The following is a 21,197-nucleotide window of genomic DNA, read 5'->3' on the forward strand; positions in this document are numbered from 1 at the left end:
ACGCTATATTTCAGATTTCAGTACTAACTTTATATTTAGATAATTCATCATTAAGCTCTTTAATTTGAGTTTTGGATGGACTTAAGAGTAGCAAATACGTTCCAATACCCATAAATAAAATTATGCTAAAAATAACCAAACACAGATCCAGAGCATCCCCACCCGTATTAATCCAAATATCCACCTTAGATAAAAATACGACCAAGACAATAAACGCCAACGTAAAAAAATAAGCTGAAAATATCTTCTCAAAACAATAAGTAACATAGTAAGAGGGTTTAACCTTCACTTGAACTCTGTCAGAATTTAAAAAAGCATAGATTTTTAATTTTTTAACATTATCTATATATTCGCAATCCAATCCTTTCTGTTTTAATTTAATAATTATATTTCTAAATACATCAGATTTTATTTTTGTCACATCAAACATTATCTCCGATGCAATCTCATATTTAAGATAACCCTTGTCATTCTCACCCAGATAATTATCATATTGATTTAAATATTTAATATACTTTATCGCCCTCCGTTCTCTAAAGATACTCACGTCTGTATAAAGCCTCTTAAATACAGACAGAATAATACCAATAAAAGTCCCGATAGTACCCAAGACTTTCACCATATCATTACCATGCTTTAATATGTATTCAATCATGTTTTTTCTCTAAAGAAATTAAAACATACTTAAGTATATACCATGATGAATACACAGGATCACTTTCTAAGCAATATCCATATCTTATCTTTATTCTATGGGAAGACGATCAATAGCACCCCATTCAGCCCAAGAGCCATCATAGAGACACATTTTTTCATACCCACACTGATAAGCTGCCAGTAAAGCAATACACGCAGTAACCCCCGAGCCACAAGTAAAATACAGTACACGATCTAAATCAATTTCTTTTTCTGTAAAAATACGTTTTAACTCATCGGGAGATTTATAACAGCAGCTATCCAATAATTGCTCAAACGGAAGATTAATCGAATTGGGTATATGCCTCTATTTGCTCGGTATGGCCCAGTAATTCTTCAGACTGGCGAAATTGCATGAATTGGTGTATGACAACAAATCCTGAAGTTGCGGGGACTTATTTAACTTGTCTATCTGCTTTGTTATAACTTTATCTGAATATCAATTTTTATCTTCTCATATTGATTATCAGATAGAGTCTGATTACCTCACTGATACTGTCCCCCAGATATTAAGGAAGGTTTTAATTTAATCCTTCCTACACTGCGTTATAACCTTTTGCGGCATAACACAGGCCTTCATGTGTAAACCTGTAAGAGGTGGCTTACATGAACCCCAGAGAGTCAATGCGCTTAAATATGCATCATTTTCCGAGGAGTTATGCGTTTGTGTTACTATATTTTCCATTGCAAACTCCGTAATATCAAAATGTTGGGATACTAGTGACACACACTATCCTATGTTAGACACTAAAAATAGCTATGTGTTGAGGTTTGTGTTACGGAATATGGTTTTTGAAGGTAATGAATACTGTATAAATAATCAGTATATGAGCAAGAGTGGTAGATTGGAATCACCTTTAATTAACTGATTTTGCTTTAAAATTTTTGAAAGAGGCTGCAATGGCACTATTAATTACCAAACGTTGTATCAATTGCGATATGTGTGAACCTGAATGCCCGAATCAAGCGATAACAATGGGCAATGAGATATATGAGATTGAACCTGAGCGTTGTACTGAGTGTGTAGGGCATTACGAAAAGCCAACCTGCCAGTCTGTCTGCCCTATCACCAATACGATTATTCCTGATCCTGCATATCAGGAAACCGAGGAGCAATTGTGGGATAAATTTGTGCTCCTGCATCATGCTGATAAAATCTGAGTTTAGCTTTCAAATATCACTGTCGCACAAGCATAACGGCGTTCATCCGCCAGTGTGACATGCATGGATTTCACATTCAGCCTGTCAGCCAGTTCAGCAGCCTCTCCATGAAGTTTTAATGTCGGTTTTCCCAATGGATCATTAATCACTTCAAACTGATTAAAGGCCAACCCATTGCGGATGCCTGTCCCCAATGCTTTGGCCGCCGCTTCCTTAACGGAAAATCGTTTTGCAAGGAAGCGGATGGGCTGGTTATGCTGCTGATATTTTTGCCATTCCCCATCACTTAAAATACGCCTTGCCAAGCGTTCCCCAGAACGCTCAACGATGTCCTCAATGCGGGATATTTCAACAATATCAGTGCCTAATCCAACAATGGCCATTAACGACGGGCTTCCCGCAATAAGGTTTTCATATCTGCTACCGCAGCCGATAAGCCGCTGAATACAGCACGGCCAATGATGGCATGCCCGATGTTTAATTCATAAATTTCAGGCAAAGCCGCAATACGCTGAACATTATGGTAAGTCAAACCATGGCCGGCATTGACTGTAAGGCCCTTGCTTGCTGCGTAAGTCACGGCTTTTTTGATGCGCTGAAACTCTTTCTCTTGCTGGGCTTCATTTTCTGCGTCAGCATAGGCTCCTGTGTGAATTTCAATAAATGGTGCTCCAACTTCGGCAGCCGCATCAATTTGTTCACGATTAGCATCAATGAATAACGAAACCAAAATTCCTGCTTCTGTTAAGATCTTAACAGCCGCTGCAATGTGCTCTTTTTGCCCGTATACATCCAGCCCCCCTTCTGTCGTCACTTCCTGACGTTTTTCAGGAACTAAGCAACAAAAAACAGGCTTAATTTGAGTGGCAATACCAACCATTTCATCCGTAACAGCCATTTCAAGATTCATACGGGTTTGAATTGTTTTATTTAATAGCTGGACATCTCTGTCTGTAATATGACGGCGATCTTCACGCAGGTGGATAGTGATCCCATCTGCTCCAGCTTGCTCTGCAATAAATGCTGCCTGAATAGGGTCCGGATATTGTGTTCCACGAGCATTACGTAGGGTTGCAATGTGATCAATGTTGATACCTAACAATACCTCAGCCATTTTTAGCTCCTGCAATAATATAATATTAAGTAAAATCCACACTTTTCATGACAAGGTGAAAAAGTGTCTTACTCTAGTTGTCATTTTTCTTGCCGGGATTATCCGTTTTCTTACGTACAAATTGACGAAATAATTCACGACTTTTTAGTGGCTTTCCACCCAAATAAGGTTTCAATGCGATACGAGTGAAACGCTTCGCTGCTTTTAGCGTTACATAATCAGGAAATTCACCCATTGCCAATGCTTTTAACTCGTGACCGGTGAAGCTGTAATGATCAATAACCAAACTGGCAATGAAACCTTTTTCTTCACGATAGCGATAAGTCATCATATCCGTTACCGGCTCACCACTACCTGCACAATGAAGATAATCTACACCGTATCCCATATTGGTTAATAGCGCTAATTCGAAACGACGCAATGCATATTCCGGAGTGAGTTCACTCGCAGCAAGTAATTGCAAACATTGTAGATAATCAAAAAATAGGGAAGGATAGGCTGCGCCCTGCTCGAGGACCCGGGATAAGAGTTCATTCACGTACAATCCGCTATAAAGCACGCTCCCCGTTAAGGGAAGAGCCAGAGAAACAGGCTCCGCATCTCTTAATGTTTTGATTTCACCCCGCCCACTCCAACGAATGAGTAGCGGGGTAAAAGGCTGTAAACAGCCTTTCAGGTGAGAACGGCGGCTGCGTGCACCTTTCGCCAAAATACGTATCCGCCCTTCATTTTCAGTAAAAAAATCCAGAAGCAAGCTGGTTTCACTGTAAGGGCGCCCGTGAAGAACAAAGGCTCTCTGCCAGCCGTCCACAAGTCAGCCTTATAAATCGTCGATGTAACCGAGGCTACGCAGCGCTCGTTCATCGTCAGCCCAACCTGCTTTCACTTTTACCCACAGTTCCAGATGGACTTTAACATCAAACAGCCTTTCCATATCCTGACGGGCTTCTGTGCCAATTATCTTGATTTTGCTGCCTTTATTGCCAATCACCATTTTCTTCTGACCATCACGCTCAACCAGAATCAAACCGTGGATGGTATAGCCACCACGTTCATTGGTAACAAATTGTTCAATTTCCACTGTAACTGAATACGGTAATTCATCACCCAGAAAACGCATCAGTTTTTCACGAATGATTTCTGAAGCCATGAAACGCTGTGAGCGATCAGTGATGTAATCTTCCGGAAAATGATGATCAGCCTGTGGCATATGATCGCGCACAAGTTTGGCGATGGTATCAACATTCATGCCTTTTTCCGCACTAACCGGCACAACATCAATGAAATTCATTTGCTGACTCAGGAAACCGATGTGCGGCAGAAGGATGGTTTTATCCGTTACATTGTCTACTTTATTGATGGCAAGCAAGACAGGGCAACGTAAATGGCGCAACTTATTCACTACCATTTCATCGTCTGGTGTCCAGTGTGTGCCTTCTACAACAAAAATAACCAATTCTACATCACCGATAGAGCTGCTCGCAGCCCGGTTCATCAAACGGTTGATCGCGCGCTTTTCTTCAATATGAAGACCCGGTGTATCAACATAGATAGTTTGGTAGGCCCCTTCCGTATGGATCCCCATGATGCGATGCCGCGTCGTTTGAGGTTTACGGGAAGTGATGGATACTTTCTGACCCAATAATTGATTCAATAAAGTGGATTTACCAACGTTAGGCCGACCGACTATTGCAACGAATCCGCAATAGTTTTTTTCTTCGCTCATTCAAGCTCCAGTTGTTTTAATGCTTGTTCCGCTGCCGCCTGTTCTGCCTTGCGGCGACTGGAACCTACTCCTCTGACAGGTTGTTCAAATCCACTGACCTGACAGTGAATTGTAAATTCCTGATCGTGTGCTTCCCCACGAACTTGAACAACCAAATATGTGGGCAACGGCAAATGACGCCCTTGCAGATATTCTTGTAAACGCGTTTTAGGATCTTTTTGTTTGTCGCCCGGGCTAATTTCATTCAAGCGAGTTTCATACCAACTCAATATAATTCTTTCGATTGTCTGAATATCGCTATCCAGAAAAATAGCACCAATTAAGGCTTCAATACTATCCGCCAAAATAGATTCACGACGATGTCCCCCGCTTTTTAACTCCCCCGGTCCCAGACGAAGGCATTCACCTAATTCAAATTCTCTCGCCAGCTCTGCCAGTGTATTGCCCCTTACCAATGTTGCACGCATACGACTCATATCCCCTTCATCAATACGGGGAAAACGATGGTAAAGTGCATTGGCAATGACAAAACTGAGGATTGAGTCGCCAAGAAATTCCAGACGTTCATTATGCTTGCTGCTGGCACTACGGTGAGTTAAAGCTTGAAGCAACAAATCGTATTGTGTAAAGGTATAGCCTAGTTTATGTTGTAACCGGTTCGTTATTATGGCGTTCATGTGCTACCAATTCAGTTAGAATTCATCAAATAAAAGCACACGCAACAAACCTGTGAAGCTATATCCTGGTTGGGTATAAAGATATATGCCTTACAAAACTGTTGCGTTTGCACTGGCTCCCTAAGATTTCTATCTCAGAAAGCCAGTCATCTCGTTTGAAAGAATATTCTACACTGTGGGATAAATTAATGCTCCGCTAATATTTATATATTAGTGAATTCCACCAATTCTATTCAAGCGTATGCCTCTTGGCCACCACTGCCATTCCTGTTTTTCGATACTCATCCAAATACCTGTCACGCGGCCCACCAGATTTTTCTCCGGTATAAAACCCCACTCGCGGCTATCTGCACTATTGTCACGATTATCACCCATCGCGAAATAGTGGCCTTCAGGAACAACCCAAGTACCAACAGGCAAGCCTGCCTGTTGGTAACGTGGCATTGATTGGATCTGAGGAATGGTCAAGATATGGTGCGACACATGACCTAAAGTCTCAACCCGCTCATCTTGACGCAGCGCGTTTAATCCCAAAGGTTCATCAAGGGGAACTTGATAAACACCCTCTGAACGCCCACCGTCTGATTTTATATCTTCTTTTATTGTCCACTCACTGGGAAAAGAATCCCGATAGGTGACAGGCAGATCCTTACAAATGCTATTCCAGCCGCATCCGGGAAAAACCTGAAGCTCTTTTCTAATAGGATCGTAGACAATCTTGTCACCGGGCAAACCGACAATTCGTTTAACAAAATCTATACTCAGGTTAATCGGGTATTTGAAGACCGCAACATCCCCACGCTCAGGCTCACCCGTTTTAATCAAGGTGGTTTGCGTTATTGGATCTTTTAACCCATAGGAAAATTTTTCAACCAGAATAAAATCCCCAATCAATAATGTCGGCATCATTGAACCGGAAGGGATTTGGAAAGGTTCATAAACAAAGGAACGAAGAACCAAGACAATGGCTAACACCGGAAAGACAGATGCAATAGTCTCAAGCCATGATGGTTTCTTAAGATCCTTAGCCAAAGCGCCCTGAGCTTCCTCACCAGCCGCCTGTTCTTGAAGAGAAGCAAGTTTCTTCTTACGAGCAGGGGCAAGTTTAAAGCGCTCGATACACCAGACAATGCCGGTAATTAACGTCGCTAACGTTAAGATCAAGGCAAAAGTGTTAGCCATTTAAACTCCTTACGACCTTGTTAGTTATCTTTTCCAACATGCAGAATCGCTAAGAAAGCTTCTTGTGGCAGTTCAACATTTCCGACCTGCTTCATGCGTTTCTTGCCTTCTTTCTGTTTCTGCAATAATTTTTTCTTACGGCTAACGTCACCGCCATAACATTTAGCAAGTACGTTTTTACGTAACTGCTTCACTGTAGAGCGTGCAATAACATGTGTTCCAATCGCAGCCTGAATTGCAATATCGAATTGCTGACGTGGAATAAGCTCTTTCATTTTTTCCACCAGCTCACGACCACGATATTGTGAATTGTCACGGTGAGTAATCAGTGCCAGTGCGTCAACACGTTCCCCGTTAATCAATACATCCACACGTACCATGTCTGAATTCTGGAAGCGGGTAAAATTATAATCCAGTGAAGCATAGCCACGAGATGTTGATTTCAACCGGTCAAAGAAATCCAGAACAACTTCAGCCATCGGAATTTCGTAAGTCAGTGCAACCTGATTACCGTGATAAACCATATTAGTCTGTATGCCACGTTTTTCCACACAGAGTGTAATCACGTTGCCAAGATATTCTTTCGGCAACAGCATGTGACACTCTGCAATTGGTTCACGCAATTCACTAATGTTGTTCAGTGCCGGTAACTTCGATGGGCTGTCAACGTAAATAATATCACCACTTGTTGTCTCAACTTCATAAACAACTGTTGGTGCCGTTGTAATCAAATCGAGATCATACTCACGTTCCAGACGTTCCTGAATGATTTCCATGTGCAGCAGGCCAAGGAAACCACAGCGGAAACCGAAACCCAATGCAGTAGAGCTTTCTGGTTCATAGAATAATGACGCATCATTCAGACTCAGTTTACCCAGTGCATCGCGGAATGCTTCATAATCATCAGAGCTTATCGGGAATAATCCGGCATAAACCTGAGGTTTCACTTTCTTGAAGCCAGGCAAAACCTTTTCAGCAGGATGACGTGCAGTTGTCAATGTATCACCGACCGGAGCGCCCAAAATATCTTTGATAGCACAAACCAACCAGCCTACTTCACCACAATTCAGCACATCGCGATCAATGCGCTTCGGTGTGAAAATACCCAGACGATCTGCGTTATATACCTGCCCTGTACTCATGACTTTAACTTTATCGCCTTTGCGCAATGTCCCGTTTTTAATCCGGACAAGTGAAACCACGCCAAGGTAATTATCAAACCATGAGTCAATGATCAGTGCCTGTAATGGTGCATCCGGATCGCCTTCTGGTGACGGGATTTCTTTCACCAGTCGCTCAATAACATCCTGTACACCAATGCCGGTTTTTGCAGAACAACGAACTGCGTCTGTGGCATCAATACCAACAATATCTTCGATTTCTTCTGCAACCCGCTCTGGCTCAGCGGCCGGAAGATCAATTTTGTTCAGGACCGGAACAACTTCCAGATCCATTTCAATAGCGGTATAACAGTTAGCCAGCGTCTGGGCTTCAACCCCCTGGCCCGCATCAACGACCAGCAAAGCCCCTTCACAAGCAGCCAAAGAACGGGAAACTTCATACGAGAAGTCAACGTGTCCAGGAGTGTCGATAAAGTTTAATTGATAGACTTGACCATCATTAGCTTTGTAATCGAGCGTGACACTTTGTGCCTTGATAGTGATGCCCCGCTCACGTTCAAGGTCCATTGAATCCAGTACTTGTGCTGCCATTTCACGATCAGACAGCCCCCCACAAATTTGAATAATTCGGTCAGATAACGTGGACTTACCGTGGTCAATGTGGGCGATAATGGAGAAATTTCTTATTTGCTTCATTATTGAATCTTTTTTGCCTTAATATTTCTGAATCATTCGCCTATGGACACACTGATGGACATAAAGCGACAGTTTATTGGTTGGGCCACAGGCCTGAGAAGCTCCGTATTCTACATGCCAAAATTGCGAAAACCTAGTCATGCCTATGGTTTTCGGTATGACTCATTGGATTTCATCTGACAAATAAGGTCGTAGCGCGTATGGTAAAACAGACTATTCCTGCTGTAGAACATTAATCGTATCAGGAGGCAAACCAATTTGTAACACTACTGGCTGGTATGCTTGATGATTATCCCAATAAGAAGCGATTTTGCGAGCAATGAAAAAACCAGCAAGCCCGCCGCCAATCCCCCCCAAGCATATCCATAATTGATCTGATGTCCAATATTGGAGAAATATTCCCCCTAAAAACAGCCCAAGTAACGGTGTTAAATAGACCAGCATAGCTGAACGCAGTAAGCTGCTTTCAGGGATCCCTACTTCCACTTTCTGACCAGGTTGAAGGGGTTGTGGAATTTCCAGTTCTAATTGATGTATCTTTTCTGGCCCTATTTTTTCCAGTAAATAAGAACCACAAGCGGCTTTAGCCTGACAACTGCCACAGCCTGAAGATGCGCCATAGCGTAATAATGCCCGCCCTTGTTGCCAACGGACAACGGTTGCCCATTCTTTAACCATCAATTTTCTCCCATAAACGTCACGCCAGCGGCAATTAATTTAGCTGTTGCGAAAGGCAACTCACCGATGACAGTAATACTATTTTTACCTTTGGCTAAAGTATAAACCGTTCTCCGCCCTTGCCGAAACGGCTGTTCATCAATGGTTTTTTTACCTGTGTTAACAACATTCACAGAAAAATTAAACAACCCATCACTGTACATGATGGATTCCAGCCACTCTGTGTCTGACAACTTACGGCTATTACGCTCGATTTCTTTAAAACCGTCAGGTATCTTGCCAATTTTCCAATTGAACTTCGATTTCTCAGAGGCTGGGATAAGCAACATAGGGGGCAATTTAAAACCGGTAATCGCAGCTAACTCTTTTTTAACGGAGTCACTGACGGTTGATGACACAACCCGGAATTGTTCAATAACTGTTGTATTATCCTTATCCAATAGATCAATCAACAAAGGAAGGTGGCTTTTTTCATCAATCAGAAGGTTATAATTATAACGCAGTTCATCTTTCGATATGATCCGCACAAAACTCACAGGATGGTCGCCAACATGCGTGCTACCAGCATCAATGAAACGATAGAATTTCTGTAGCTGTTTAAAATTGGCAAAAATGATCGGGGGAAGGTAATCGACAATATGGTTACCATATAAACTAAATGAATCCAGTCCCGGTTCATAATAGCTGATTTGATCACCACGCTGGACAATTTCTCGGCGGGAACCGTCCATCTGTATGATTTGCGCGAGCGGCTGACCATCAATGATGGCATGACGATAACGAAGAGGAACAAGGAACTGTTGCCCTAAATTAATGAAACCAAGTTCATAATTCAGTGTTTGTACGGCATGACTCATATCCTGTAACAAAACCTCGGCGTTGTTTTGTTCCGCCGAGGCTTTTAAAGGAGTAAACAGGTTATAAGCCAATAAAAAAATGAAAAAACAAATGCGTTTCATTGTAATTTATTGTACCTGCTGTGCTTGTGCTCCACGAGATTGATTTTCAGCCTGTACAGTCCCGTGATTTTTTCCAGCATCAATGCGCCGGGAAAGTTCATATTGCTGCAACATAGCATCGATTCGTTTATTGCTTTCCCGGATTTGCGTACTAAAGTCTCCCCCGAAAGCTTCATCATCCACTGGTGTGACCGGAGTATCCAGTCCCACGGGTGAAGCCGATCCCATTACAGGCAATGTATTGAAAGCGGGAGTATCAAATTGGCTGTCCGCTCCAACGCTACTATCGCTATTATATTGCTGAACACCAATAATCACGGCCAGAGATACACATGCTGCAACACCAACTTGTGTAATCTGACTCGTCCACGGGCGGATTTTATTCCAGAATGACATTTTTGCCCATGTATTGGGTTTTGGCTGAGATTCCAAGGAAGCAGACAGACTGATAATAATAGGCTCTTTCTCAATTGCTAACGCGACCTGACTGGCAATATTGAAATGTAATACATCTCCTGCATCGCTGCGCATGACATCACGTATAACGTGGTATCTTTCCCACTGTTTCTGCATGACTTCATTTTCGGAGACCAAACGAACTACTTCACTATCAAGAGCTTCTCCATCCATTAATGCGGAAAGTTTCTCTCTATGCATGCCAAAGTACCCTTAAATATTGTTTTGTCCCACTATTGTTGAATTAGCGGTTGAACTTTACTATCAATGGCTTCCCTTGCCCGAAAAATTCGAGAACGTACAGTACCTACAGGACATTCCATGATGTCGGCTATTTCCTCATAGCTCAACCCATCTAATTCCCTCAACGTAATCGCTATCCGTAAATCTTCCGGGAGCGATTCAATGGTACGGAAAACCACTTCCTTTAACTCTTCAGACAACATTAAGTTCTCAGGGTTCGAAATTTCTTTTAATGAACTCGATGTATCATAATTTTCTGCATCGCTGGCATCCAAATCATTGGATGGCGGACGACGCCCCTGAGCAACTAAATAATTTTTCGCCGTATTAACAGCAATGCGATACAACCAAGTATAAAAAGCACTTTCTCCCCGGAAAGATGAAAGTGCACGATACGTCTTAATAAATGCCTCTTGAGCAACATCAGGAACGTCACTTTGAGGCACATAACGAGCAATCAGACTCGCCACTTTATGCTGGTATCTCATCACCAGTAAATTAAACGCTTTTTGGTCACCTTTCTGGGCCTGCTCGACCAGAATTTGATCCGTTAACTGCTCGCTCATCCGAGGTTCACTCTCCTGAGGTAAAACTCCACGTTTAGATTTATTAAACTAATATGATACTTTGCTTTCTCGAACAAGCACGGTTTTGAGTATTAATTTATTGTGAAGTTCAATTTGGGTTATAATTTTCTTTACAACCACGACCTGCCATTTTGTATTACACTTCATTTATCCAGCTGATCTTCAATCATTTACTGACCAAAACTCATTCAAATACAATCATGCAATATCGTCGGTGTGCGACAGCCTAAACTCTATTGAGTCGTTTATAGTACAAATCATAGCGTCTATTTCACAAGACATGGGATTTTAATCTGACAACAGCATCCATTTGCCCCCATTAATAATAAAGATAAAAATCTGTCACTAACCGACGAAAATCAATTGAATATTCACCATTTGGAGCACGAAGCATCAGCTCACTGATCTGGGGTTCTTGCTGATGCAGCGATAATCCCAATAACAACCGATGTAATGGTTTATCCTGTCTGTCCCTGATATTGACACGAAAAGCAGTGAACCATCCAAGCTCTGACGCCATACTTTCAAAATTCTGACCAATATCATAGGGTAATACGACACAAAATATGCCTGTTTGTGTAATTAACTTCCGTACACATGCCAAGAGTTCCTTATGTGTCAGTGATTCCGTATAGCGCGCCTGATTACGTGCTTCATTTCGACAGGCAATGGCAGGCTCAAAATATGGCGGATTACTGACAACCAAATCATATTGCCTGCTGTTTTCTTGAGTTCCGTTTTCCTGCCCATAATCATGCACAAAATCATGAATATCTTGCTGATATACGGTAATACGGGAAGACCAGGGTGACTGTTGTACATTCTCATTTGCTTGCTTTGCCGCAAAAGCATCCAGCTCAACCGCATCAATAATAGTCTGCCTTCCTGTACGCTGAGCAATCATCAATGCAATCAAGCCACTTCCGCATCCGATATCCAGACACCTCTTCCTGTTGTATACTGGCGCCCAAGCGCCCAATAGCACACCATCCGTTCCAACTTTCATCGCACATTTATCATGTCCAACAAAAAACTGCTTAAATGTAAAACCACCGCGGCGAAAAACGGGTTTATCTATCAATTCCATGAGTCATATCTACTGAAGTCAAAGTTTGTCATAGCATAAATCTTATAACTCATGGATCAAAGCAACCAGCCACAAGATGTTTTTATAGGATGAAGAATGTGCTCAACCTGTTTATAATCGGCGCCCCAAACAGAGGTATATGATGACTGCAACAAACTTTTCCGAATTCGAACTTGATGAATCCCTGCTTAATGCACTGAATGACAAAGGCTATGAGCGCCCTACAGCGATTCAGGCAGCGGCTATTCCCGCGGCGATGGATGGACGTGATGTCCTTGGTTCAGCACCTACAGGTACAGGCAAAACCGCTGCCTACCTGCTACCCGCAATACAGCATTTATTGGATTTCCCACGTAAAAAATCAGGGCCTCCTCGTATTCTGATTTTGACTCCTACCCGTGAGCTTGCAATGCAAGTTGCAGAACAGGCAAAGGAATTTGCAGCCCACACCCATTTAGATGTCGCCACAATTACAGGTGGCGTCGCTTATATGAATCACGCAGAAGTATTCAGTGAGAATCAGGATATTGTTGTCGCAACGACGGGACGTCTGCTGCAATACATCAAAGAAGAAAATTTTGACTGCCGTGCAGTGGAAACGCTGATTCTGGATGAAGCTGATCGCATGCTCGATATGGGATTTGCCAACGACGTTGAAACCATCGCAGGCGAAACTCGCTGGCGCAAGCAAACATTACTGTTTTCCGCCACGCTGGAAGGAAATTCCATTCGTGATTTTGCCCAGCGTTTGCTATCCGATCCTGTTGAAATTGATGCAGAACCTTCTCGTCGTGAACGTAAAAAAATTCAGCAATTTTACTATCGCGCTGATACATTAGAGCACAAAACAGCTTTGCTTTGTCATCTTCTCCAGCAACCGGATGTCACAAAATCCATTGTTTTCGTGCGTAAGCGCGAACGTGTGCGCGAGCTTGTTGATTGGCTGGGACAGGCAGGTATCCAAGCCTATTTCCTTGAGGGTGAAATGGTGCAAGCCAAGCGCACAGAAGCAATCAAGCGTCTGAATGATGGTAAGGTTAAAGTGCTGGTTGCAACTGATGTCGCTTCCCGTGGATTGGATATCGAAAACATTAGCCACGTTTTTAACTTTGACTTGCCTCGTACTGCCGATGTTTATCTGCACCGAATTGGTCGTACAGCCCGTGCTGGCCGCAAAGGAACCGCCATTGCTCTGGTTGAATCTCACGATCACCCATTGCTGGGTAAAATCAGCCGTTATCTCAATGAACCTCTAAAAATACGGGTTGTTGATGAACTTCGTCCACAAACCAAAGCCCCCAGTGAGAAGAAAAGCTATAAACCTTCCAAAAAAGTGCTGGCAAAGCGCAAAGAGAAGAAAAAGAAATTAGAAGAAACGAAAAAAACACGGGTGAAAGTTCGTCACCGCGATAGTAAGAATATCGGTAAACGCCGTGCGCCTTCCGGTGAATCCAGACCAGAATCTGCTGAACCAACCAACGATTAATCGTACAGGCGAAGTCAATTCCATGACTTCGCCTTCCTGCTAACTAATCTATATACGTATTAAACCATGTAATACTGTTCAACTTTCGTCACATCCTTATTATCCAACCAAGGTTTGTTAATCGTCATCAACTCCGTGATCGTCTCTAACAAGTGAGCTTTAAAGGCATGTAAACCATATCCGAATATACTCCCCAATTCATATTCAAATGCGATTTCATGACCCATGGGCTGAGGCACGGGAAGTATCTTTTGCAAACTGCCAAGCCAGTCATGTTCAACTGTGTAATGCCGGATTAAACCACTGTCAGCCAATTCTCTGCCGATTTCCGGTACGATCCCCATGCGCTTCATTGTCGCATCTGATACACCGGAAGAATTGTAAATGACAGCAGGCTTGCCTGTTGCCAGAGCCGCTGCTGTTGCCAGCCCCCCACCCAATGAATGCCCTGTAAAAATCACATTTTCACCAAATGATTTTAATGAGTTATACGCCAATTCTATCGCTTGGTTATATTGACTTTCATTGTATCCAAGCCCTTGGCGAATGCTGGCCATAAAATCTTTCGGTTCATTAGAGCCGGTGAAAGAGACAACATACAACCCCTCCTTCTTGTACACACCTGCTTGAAAGCCCGTTGAACGGTCGTTCAAGGAGTCCGGGTCAATGCCCGCTTTTGTTAACTCATCATCAGACAAACGCGTATAACCACTTATTCCCAAGCTGTAAGGCCGATAAACATCACGCGTGACATGCGCTAAACCATAGTCGGCTAATTTGGGTTTTATGCCTGCAATATCGTTGGCTTTTAATTCAGGTGACTCTGTTTTGCCGATATTTAAACCATTAACCAATGATTGATATAACGCATTGGATTTTATGGTGTTTTCTGAAAGTGAAACAGGTGCAGATGGGATACGATCAGTTTTTTCAGGCAGAGATGATTCACGGGAGGGAGGTTGAAGTTGCAGAGAATTCCCTTGTAATGAACATGTCCCTAATTCACTTAAGAAATTGGAGGTTATTGGTAATGTCATAAAATTCTCCTACAGATTATTTAGGTAAGATGTTATTCGCCACCTAAACTCTCTATCGGCAATTTTTTTAACATTTTTACAACAATTTTACAAAATAATCAAAAATAGGATAAATCACAATGCTTTTACAAAAAAGAGGAGCTTAACTCCCCTTTCAGTTTCTTTAATTGGCTCAAAGACTACAGACTTTCTGTGAAAGTCCGGGCAATCACATCACGCTGCTGCTCTGGGGTTAATGAATTAAAGCGCACTGCATAGCCCGATACTCGAATAGTGAGTTGGGGATATTTTTCAGGGTGTTTTACCGCATCTTCTAATGTTTCACGACGCAAAACATTAACATTTAAATGCTGGCCACCTTCTACCCGAACGGTTGGTTTGACTTCCAGCGGAATTTCGCGATATTCAAACCGTCCCAATTCATCTTTAGAAACAATCTGGCCTTCGTCATAATCCGTTTTGGCACAAATGCAGCGCGCTTCGTTTTTTTCCTCATCCAGCAGCCAGAAAGAATTTATCAGTGCCGCATTGTCAGATTGGGTAATTTGAATTCCAGTAATCATGTATCCTCCAACATCATCTTAGTGACTTAGTCAAACCACTATTTAATTAATCATCATCATTAATTTCCTGTATACCAGTGCAAATGAGAATATTCTTTGATTAAAATCAACCAATTTTATAAGGTTATTATCAATAAGATCGTAATATATTGTTTTATATTTGTTTTCGTCTCAAAAATAACTAAAAATTTTTAATGGTTTTTAAAAAAAATTTATAAAAATAGTTTTTCATTCTATAAATTAAACTTGAATTAGGATTGAAGGGTTTCCCTATGCTCAGGGAATCGGTAAGCTTAAGTCCATCTGATAATTACCTAAAAAGAGATTAGCTATGTCCCCATCTCTCACATGGCATGATGTCATCGGCAATGAAAAAAAACAGCCTTATTTTGTTGATACATTGACTTATGTTGCCAACGAACGGTTGGCAGGAAAGACCATTTACCCGCCACAACAAGATGTTTTCAACGCATTCCGCTATACCGAACTGGCTGATGTAAAAGTGGTGATTTTGGGGCAAGATCCTTACCACGGCCCTAATCAAGCTCACGGATTGGCATTTTCTGTACAACCCGGCATCCCTGCTCCACCTTCTTTGGTCAATATGTATAAAGAGCTGGAATCGGATATTGCTGGATTTACCCGTCCAAACCACGGTTGTTTAATCAGTTGGGCCAAACAAGGGGTATTATTACTCAATACGGTACTAACTGTTGAACGCGGAAATGCGCATTCCCATGCTAATCTGGGTTGGGAAACATTCACAGATAAAGTCATTGCCGCGATTAATGAGCACCGTAGCGGAGTTATCTTCTTACTTTGGGGTTCTCATGCCCAGAAAAAGGGCCGGTTCATTGATACACAACGTCATCATGTGCTAAAAGCGCCCCATCCTTCACCATTGTCAGCTCATCGGGGTTTTCTGGGTTGTAAACATTTTTCACAAGCCAACAATTTGCTGGAGAAACAAGGATTGTCCCCAATAGATTGGGTTCCTTTATTGCCTCAGCAACAGCCATCTTGATACAAAAATGCCGCCTTTAATGGCGGCATTGGGGCAATTATGGATGCCATAACGTTTATTTAGAAACAGCAACCATTGCAGGGCGCAACAAACGACCATTCAAGGTATAACCTTTCTGCATCACGAACATAACGCTATTAGGTTCATGCTGCTCAGATTCCACCATAGTCATTGCCTGATGCACATCCGGATTGAAAGGCACGTTGGCTTCACTCACAACCTCAACACCGAATTTACCTACAGCGTCAATGAAGGATTTCAGGGTAAGCTCAATGCCCTCAATCATAGGTTGCAGTAATTCATTGGCACGATCTGCTGCTTCTATTGCACGTTCCAGGTTGTCGATGACAGGCAATAGTTGATTAGCAAATTTTTCTAACGCAAATTTATGAGCCTTTTCAACATCCAGCTCAGCACGACGACGAATATTTTCGACCTCAGCGCGAGCACGCAACAAAGCATCACGTTCATTAGACTGAGCCTGTTTCAGTTGCTCTTCTAACTCTGCCACACGCGGGTCAAAAACATTTTCAGTCTCTGGCGCGTCTGCCTTTTCTACATCCATTTGTGGCTCTAATACATTTTCTGTATTTTCTGAGACTTGCTCGTCAGGTACTTTTTGGTCTTTACTACTCATGAATATCTCCGCGTATTTTGTATTATCTTCGCCATTCTCGCTTATTATGGGGATCAAAATGCGGGATTCAAGGGAACACATCATATTGTGAGGACAAAACCATATGCTGAAGGACATAACAGCAATGAATAATGAATTCAAATGCATCGGTATTGTCGGCCGTCCGCGCCATCCTGAAGCACTAGCCACCCATGAAATGCTTTACCACTGGCTGGTATCTAAAGGTTATAGCGTCATTGTGGACAGACAAGTTGCAAAATATATTGATTTAAAAGACGCCCAAACAGGAGGATTAACAGAAATCGGCAAAATTGCGGATTTAGTCATTGTTGTCGGCGGGGATGGAAATATGCTCGGTTCAGCCAGAGTACTGGCACGTTATGATATTAAAGTCATTGGCATCAACCGGGGTAATTTAGGTTTTCTGACTGATTTAGATCCCGATAATGCTTTACAGCAGCTTTCTGAAGTGTTGAATGGCGAATACCGGGACGAAAAACGTTTTTTACTCGAAGCTCAAGTTACGAAAAAAGGACAAAAACCACGGTACAGTACCGCCTTGAACGAAGTCGTGTTACATCCGGGTAAAGTTGCCCATATGATTGAATTTGAAGTCTACATTGATGAGCGCTTTGCCTTTTCCCAACGTTCAGATGGCTTGATCATAGCGACTCCTACCGGATCTACAGCTTATTCACTGTCAGCAGGAGGGCCAATACTGACACCAAATTTAAATGCCATCGTATTAGTACCAATGTTCCCGCATACTCTCTCAGCACGCCCACTCGTGATCAGCAGCGAGAGCAGTATCTGCCTGAAATTTTCCCAGAACAGCAGTGACTACGAAGTCAGTTGTGACAGCCAAATTGTGTTACCCATCCAAGATGGGGAAGAAGTCATCATCAAACGCAGTGAATATAATTTGCACTTAATTCACCCGAAAGATTACAACTACTTTAATACGCTAAGCACTAAGTTAGGCTGGTCGAAAAAAATGTTCTAAAAATAGCGATCTCCGCTTTACTGTATAAAAAACCAGTTTATACTGTATGAAAGAACAGACATGTTTTTATGCACAGGAACGTGTTGTTATAACACAGCAATAAGCAGGAGGGGCACAATGCTGACTCAGTTGACTATCAGTAATTTTGCTATTGTTCGCGAACTCGAAATTGATTTCCGTTCAGGCATGACGGCTATCACCGGAGAAACTGGGGCCGGTAAGTCCATCGCAATTGATGCACTAGGTTTATGTCTTGGCAATCGGGGCGAAGCCAATATGGTTCGCCCGGGCGCTTCACGTACTGATCTTTGTGCCCGATTTTCACTGACAGATGCTCCTTCTGCCCGTAAGTGGCTTGAAAGCCACCAATTGGATAGTAGTACTTTTGACGATGGCAATGAGTGCTTACTGCGCCGTACAATTACTTCTGATGGCCGCTCCCGTGGCTTTATCAATGGTACAGCCGTGCCACTTTCCCAGTTGCGTGAACTGGGTTCACATCTGATCCAGATTCATGGGCAACATGCCCATCAACTACTGCTGGAAAATCGCCACCAAAGGCGTTTACTGGACATTTACATGGGGGATTTTGAACTTCAAAATGAAATGAGGCTGGCTTACCAGCAGTGGCGTCAAAGTTGCCAAGCACTCTCCCAATTTCAACAGCAAGCTCTTGAACGTCGTTCACGCCAGCAGTTACTGGAATATCATCTGAAAGAGCTAAATGAACTGTCACCACAATCAGGCGATTACCAAGAACAGGATAGCGAATATAAACGGCTGGCAAATTGCGGGCAATTTCTGAGTGTAAGCCAAAATGTGCTTCAGCTACTCAGCGATAACGATGAACAAAATATCACCAGCTTGCTCAACTATGCACGAAATGAATTAACTGAACTGGCGGATATGGATCACAAACTCAGTGAATTGCTAAATATGCTTGAAGAAGCAGCGATTCAAATCAATGAGGTTAGTGATCAACTGCGCCACTATAGTGACCAGTTGGAATTAGATCCAAGCCGTCTATTCGAACTGGAACAGAAAATTTCCCAGCAAATTAGCATTGCTCGTAAACACCATGTCACACCAGAAGAGCTACCAAATTTACATCAGCAACTTCTAGAAGAGCAGCATCAGTTGGCCCAGCAAGAGGATGATTGTGCTCACTTAAGTGAACTTGTAAGTTTACATTACCAGAAGGCCTTGACTGTAGCAGAGAAATTACACCATATTCGTCAAAAATATGCAGCGGAACTCAGTCAATTGATAACCAGCAGCATGCATCAATTATCTATGCCTCATGGTCGCTTTACCATTGATGTCTCATTTGAACCTGAACATTTAAATATTGATGGTGCCAGCAAAGTTGAATTCAATGTCACCACCAACCCTGGCCAACCTCATCAATCATTAGCGAAAGTAGCATCAGGTGGGGAACTTTCCCGTATTGCACTGGCTATACAGGTTATTACAGCGAAAAAAATGGAGACTCCCGCTCTAATTTTCGACGAAGTTGATGTGGGTATTAGTGGTCCAACAGCCGCAATTGTGGGTCGTTTATTACGTGAATTAGGAGAGTCAACTCAAGTCATGTGCGTTACTCACTTACCTCAGGTTGCGGGATGCGGGCATCAACATTTTTATGTCAGCAAGCAAACGGATGGAGAGGAAACAGAAACCCAAATGCAATTGTTGGACAAAAAAGCCCGGCTTCAGGAACTGGCACGGCTTCTTGCCGGAAGTGAGGTTACAAAAAATACTCTAGCCAATGCAAAAGAACTGTTAGCGGCATAAATTAATACAACTTTTTTGTATAATTAAAGTCATAGGTAAACGTGTAGAGGTTTTCAATCTCTTCAATGTTTATTATTATCGACGGCCTAACTCCTAAAGGAATGTAATTACTATGCGCTGTAACTTATTGACTGCCGCTACTGTATCGCTTGTTATGCTGACAGCAGGTTGTTCCTCGCTTGAGCGAATTGTTTATCGCCCTGATATTAATCAAGGGAATTACCTGACACCGGCTACAGTATCAAAAATCCAGAAAGGAATGACCCAACAACAAGTTGTTTACACATTGGGAACACCCATGCTGACTGACCCTTTTGGAAGTCAAACCTGGTATTACGTATTCCGTCAACAACCCGGCCATGAAAAAGCGACACAGGAAACCTTAACGCTTAACTTTGATAATAACGGTGTACTGACTGATATCAAAAATGAAAAGTCACTACCAGAGAACCTGTAAAATGTGTGCTTTTATTTATTCGCCAGTAAATAGCCTGGCGAATAAATAACATTATTATGCCTGTTTTTTGGCACGCTCAGCTCGCTTACGGCGCATTTCTTTCGGATCTGCAATCAGAGGGCGATAAATCTCTACACGATCTCCCTCTTCTAGGGTATCCGTCAATTTAGCTGGGCGACTATAAATACCAACTTTATTCTTTGTCAAATCAATATCATCACGCAATGCCAAAAGGCCGGATGATTCAATTGCTTGTTCGATTGTTGATCCCCGCGGTAACTTTACATTATATAAATATTGCCGTTCAGGCAGAGCATAAACGATTTCGATATTGATTTCAGACTCAGACACTATAAACCTCGCGCGCGCGTTGGGTGAACGCCTGAACCATATTACCAGCCACTTCTTTGAAGACTTTCCCAAAAGCTAATTCGATTAACTTATTGGTAAATTCAAAATCAAGATGTAACTCAACCTTACATGCATCTTCACTCAGCGGAGTAAAATTCCACCCTCCCATCAACTTGCGAAAAGGGCCATCAACAAGCTGCATCTTGATGCTTTCATTATCAAACAACGTATTGCGTGTTATAAATGTTTTACTTATTCCCGCCTTAGAAACCTCAACAGAAGCGGTCATTTCATTAATGCTGCTGCTGATTACGCGACTTCCTACACAACCCGGTAAAAAATCCGGATAAGATGTTACATCATTGACCAATTTAAACATTTGTTCCACGCTATAAGGCACTAACGCAGAGCGACTAATCTGTGGCATATCATTTCCTGTAAAGCATAACAGCACTGAATAGT

Annotated in this window: 25 protein-coding genes; 6 read left to right on the forward strand and 19 right to left on the reverse strand. The window is 42.4% G+C overall.

Annotated elements, in window-relative coordinates:
- Nucleotides 1-10 precede the first annotated feature (10 nt).
- The gene (locus Xsze_RS19015; RefSeq protein WP_038234603.1) at nucleotides 11-655 is read right to left on the reverse strand and encodes a hypothetical protein; all 645 of its coding nucleotides are present in this window, start codon (nucleotides 653-655) and stop codon (nucleotides 11-13) included.
- Nucleotides 656-745: 90 nt separating this feature from the next.
- On the reverse strand, nucleotides 746-997 hold the full coding sequence (locus Xsze_RS19020; protein WP_084616125.1) for a sulfurtransferase: 252 nt from the start codon (nucleotides 995-997) through the stop codon (nucleotides 746-748).
- A 599-nt stretch (nucleotides 998-1,596) separates the two neighbouring features.
- Between Xsze_RS19020 and Xsze_RS19025 the strand changes: the two genes are divergently transcribed.
- Complete coding sequence (locus tag Xsze_RS19025; RefSeq protein ID WP_038234607.1) at nucleotides 1,597-1,857, forward strand: YfhL family 4Fe-4S dicluster ferredoxin; 261 nt, start codon at nucleotides 1,597-1,599, stop codon at nucleotides 1,855-1,857.
- A 2-nt stretch (nucleotides 1,858-1,859) separates the two neighbouring features.
- Here the strand turns inward: Xsze_RS19025 and acpS are convergent, their stop codons facing one another.
- From acpS to trmN, 12 genes are all read right to left on the reverse strand, one after another.
- Nucleotides 1,860-2,240, reverse strand: a complete 381-nt coding sequence (acpS, locus tag Xsze_RS19030; RefSeq protein ID WP_038234609.1) for a holo-ACP synthase — start codon at nucleotides 2,238-2,240, stop codon at nucleotides 1,860-1,862.
- The gene (gene pdxJ / locus Xsze_RS19035) at nucleotides 2,240-2,971 is read right to left on the reverse strand and encodes a pyridoxine 5'-phosphate synthase (RefSeq protein ID WP_038234611.1); all 732 of its coding nucleotides are present in this window, start codon (nucleotides 2,969-2,971) and stop codon (nucleotides 2,240-2,242) included. The genes acpS and pdxJ overlap by 1 nt, the downstream gene beginning before the upstream one ends.
- Nucleotides 2,972-3,044: 73 nt before the next feature.
- Nucleotides 3,045-3,782, reverse strand: coding sequence for a DNA repair protein RecO (gene recO, locus Xsze_RS19040; RefSeq protein WP_038234613.1), 738 nt, complete (start codon nucleotides 3,780-3,782; stop codon nucleotides 3,045-3,047).
- A gap of 9 nt (nucleotides 3,783-3,791) precedes the next feature.
- Nucleotides 3,792-4,697 (reverse strand): GTPase Era, encoded by a 906-nt coding sequence (era, locus tag Xsze_RS19045; protein WP_038234615.1) that lies wholly within the window; start codon nucleotides 4,695-4,697, stop codon nucleotides 3,792-3,794.
- On the reverse strand, nucleotides 4,694-5,374 hold the full coding sequence (gene rnc, locus Xsze_RS19050; RefSeq protein WP_038234617.1) for a ribonuclease III: 681 nt from the start codon (nucleotides 5,372-5,374) through the stop codon (nucleotides 4,694-4,696). The genes era and rnc overlap by 4 nt, the downstream gene beginning before the upstream one ends.
- Before the next feature lie 210 nt (nucleotides 5,375-5,584).
- On the reverse strand, nucleotides 5,585-6,556 hold the full coding sequence (gene lepB / locus Xsze_RS19055; RefSeq protein ID WP_038234619.1) for a signal peptidase I: 972 nt from the start codon (nucleotides 6,554-6,556) through the stop codon (nucleotides 5,585-5,587).
- Between the two features lie 20 nt (nucleotides 6,557-6,576).
- The gene (gene lepA, locus Xsze_RS19060; protein ID WP_038234621.1) at nucleotides 6,577-8,373 is read right to left on the reverse strand and encodes a translation elongation factor 4; all 1,797 of its coding nucleotides are present in this window, start codon (nucleotides 8,371-8,373) and stop codon (nucleotides 6,577-6,579) included.
- A 213-nt stretch (nucleotides 8,374-8,586) separates the two neighbouring features.
- A complete protein-coding gene (gene rseC / locus Xsze_RS19065; RefSeq protein WP_038234625.1) occupies nucleotides 8,587-9,051 on the reverse strand; it encodes a SoxR-reducing system protein RseC in 465 nt (154 codons plus the stop codon).
- Entirely contained in the window at nucleotides 9,051-10,010 is a 960-nt protein-coding gene (rseB, locus tag Xsze_RS19070; protein ID WP_038234627.1) for a sigma-E factor regulatory protein RseB, read from the reverse strand. Before rseB ends, rseC begins: the two co-directional genes overlap by 1 nt.
- A gap of 6 nt (nucleotides 10,011-10,016) precedes the next feature.
- Nucleotides 10,017-10,667, reverse strand: coding sequence for an anti-sigma-E factor RseA (rseA, locus tag Xsze_RS19075; protein WP_038234629.1), 651 nt, complete (start codon nucleotides 10,665-10,667; stop codon nucleotides 10,017-10,019).
- 32 nt (nucleotides 10,668-10,699) lie between these two features.
- Nucleotides 10,700-11,275, reverse strand: coding sequence for an RNA polymerase sigma factor RpoE (rpoE, locus tag Xsze_RS19080; RefSeq protein ID WP_038234632.1), 576 nt, complete (start codon nucleotides 11,273-11,275; stop codon nucleotides 10,700-10,702).
- 340 nt (nucleotides 11,276-11,615) lie between these two features.
- On the reverse strand, nucleotides 11,616-12,383 hold the full coding sequence (trmN, locus tag Xsze_RS19085; RefSeq protein WP_038234634.1) for a tRNA(1)(Val) (adenine(37)-N(6))-methyltransferase TrmN: 768 nt from the start codon (nucleotides 12,381-12,383) through the stop codon (nucleotides 11,616-11,618).
- A 142-nt stretch (nucleotides 12,384-12,525) separates the two neighbouring features.
- Here trmN and srmB point away from each other — a divergent pair, with 142 nt between their 5' ends.
- Nucleotides 12,526-13,869 carry an ATP-dependent RNA helicase SrmB gene (gene srmB / locus Xsze_RS19090; RefSeq protein WP_038234636.1) on the forward strand — a complete coding sequence of 448 codons (1,344 nt, stop codon included), beginning with the start codon at nucleotides 12,526-12,528 and terminating at the stop codon, nucleotides 13,867-13,869.
- A gap of 59 nt (nucleotides 13,870-13,928) precedes the next feature.
- Here the strand turns inward: srmB and Xsze_RS19095 are convergent, their stop codons facing one another.
- Together Xsze_RS19095 and grcA are read right to left on the reverse strand one after the other, a co-directional pair.
- The gene (locus tag Xsze_RS19095; protein WP_051462285.1) at nucleotides 13,929-14,906 is read right to left on the reverse strand and encodes a Tle-like phospholipase domain-containing protein; all 978 of its coding nucleotides are present in this window, start codon (nucleotides 14,904-14,906) and stop codon (nucleotides 13,929-13,931) included.
- Nucleotides 14,907-15,085: 179 nt separating this feature from the next.
- The gene (gene grcA, locus Xsze_RS19100) at nucleotides 15,086-15,469 is read right to left on the reverse strand and encodes an autonomous glycyl radical cofactor GrcA (RefSeq protein ID WP_038234638.1); all 384 of its coding nucleotides are present in this window, start codon (nucleotides 15,467-15,469) and stop codon (nucleotides 15,086-15,088) included.
- A gap of 331 nt (nucleotides 15,470-15,800) precedes the next feature.
- Between grcA and ung the strand changes: the two genes are divergently transcribed.
- Nucleotides 15,801-16,493: a uracil-DNA glycosylase gene (gene ung, locus Xsze_RS19105; RefSeq protein ID WP_038234641.1), complete on the forward strand. Its 693-nt coding sequence runs from the start codon at nucleotides 15,801-15,803 to the stop codon at nucleotides 16,491-16,493.
- A 55-nt stretch (nucleotides 16,494-16,548) separates the two neighbouring features.
- Here the strand turns inward: ung and grpE are convergent, their stop codons facing one another.
- On the reverse strand, nucleotides 16,549-17,130 hold the full coding sequence (grpE, locus tag Xsze_RS19110) for a nucleotide exchange factor GrpE (protein WP_038234643.1): 582 nt from the start codon (nucleotides 17,128-17,130) through the stop codon (nucleotides 16,549-16,551).
- 124 nt (nucleotides 17,131-17,254) lie between these two features.
- On the opposite strand from grpE, the gene nadK reads away from it, so the two are divergent.
- From nadK to bamE, 3 genes are all read left to right on the forward strand, one after another.
- Nucleotides 17,255-18,133 carry an NAD(+) kinase gene (gene nadK, locus Xsze_RS19115; RefSeq protein ID WP_051462288.1) on the forward strand — a complete coding sequence of 293 codons (879 nt, stop codon included), beginning with the start codon at nucleotides 17,255-17,257 and terminating at the stop codon, nucleotides 18,131-18,133.
- Nucleotides 18,134-18,250: 117 nt separating this feature from the next.
- Nucleotides 18,251-19,927: a DNA repair protein RecN gene (gene recN / locus Xsze_RS19120; protein WP_038234647.1), complete on the forward strand. Its 1,677-nt coding sequence runs from the start codon at nucleotides 18,251-18,253 to the stop codon at nucleotides 19,925-19,927.
- Between the two features lie 112 nt (nucleotides 19,928-20,039).
- Nucleotides 20,040-20,384, forward strand: a complete 345-nt coding sequence (bamE, locus tag Xsze_RS19125) for an outer membrane protein assembly factor BamE (protein ID WP_038234649.1) — start codon at nucleotides 20,040-20,042, stop codon at nucleotides 20,382-20,384.
- A gap of 54 nt (nucleotides 20,385-20,438) precedes the next feature.
- Here bamE and Xsze_RS19130 read toward each other — a convergent pair whose 3' ends face one another.
- Complete coding sequence (locus Xsze_RS19130; protein ID WP_038234651.1) at nucleotides 20,439-20,735, reverse strand: RnfH family protein; 297 nt, start codon at nucleotides 20,733-20,735, stop codon at nucleotides 20,439-20,441.
- On the reverse strand, nucleotides 20,728-21,162 hold the full coding sequence (locus Xsze_RS19135) for a type II toxin-antitoxin system RatA family toxin (RefSeq protein WP_038234653.1): 435 nt from the start codon (nucleotides 21,160-21,162) through the stop codon (nucleotides 20,728-20,730). The genes Xsze_RS19130 and Xsze_RS19135 overlap by 8 nt, the downstream gene beginning before the upstream one ends.
- Between the last annotated feature and the right edge of the window lie 35 nt (nucleotides 21,163-21,197).

Source organism: Xenorhabdus szentirmaii DSM 16338, from assembly GCF_002632585.1.
Taxonomy (GTDB): Bacteria; Pseudomonadota; Gammaproteobacteria; order Enterobacterales; family Enterobacteriaceae; genus Xenorhabdus; species Xenorhabdus szentirmaii.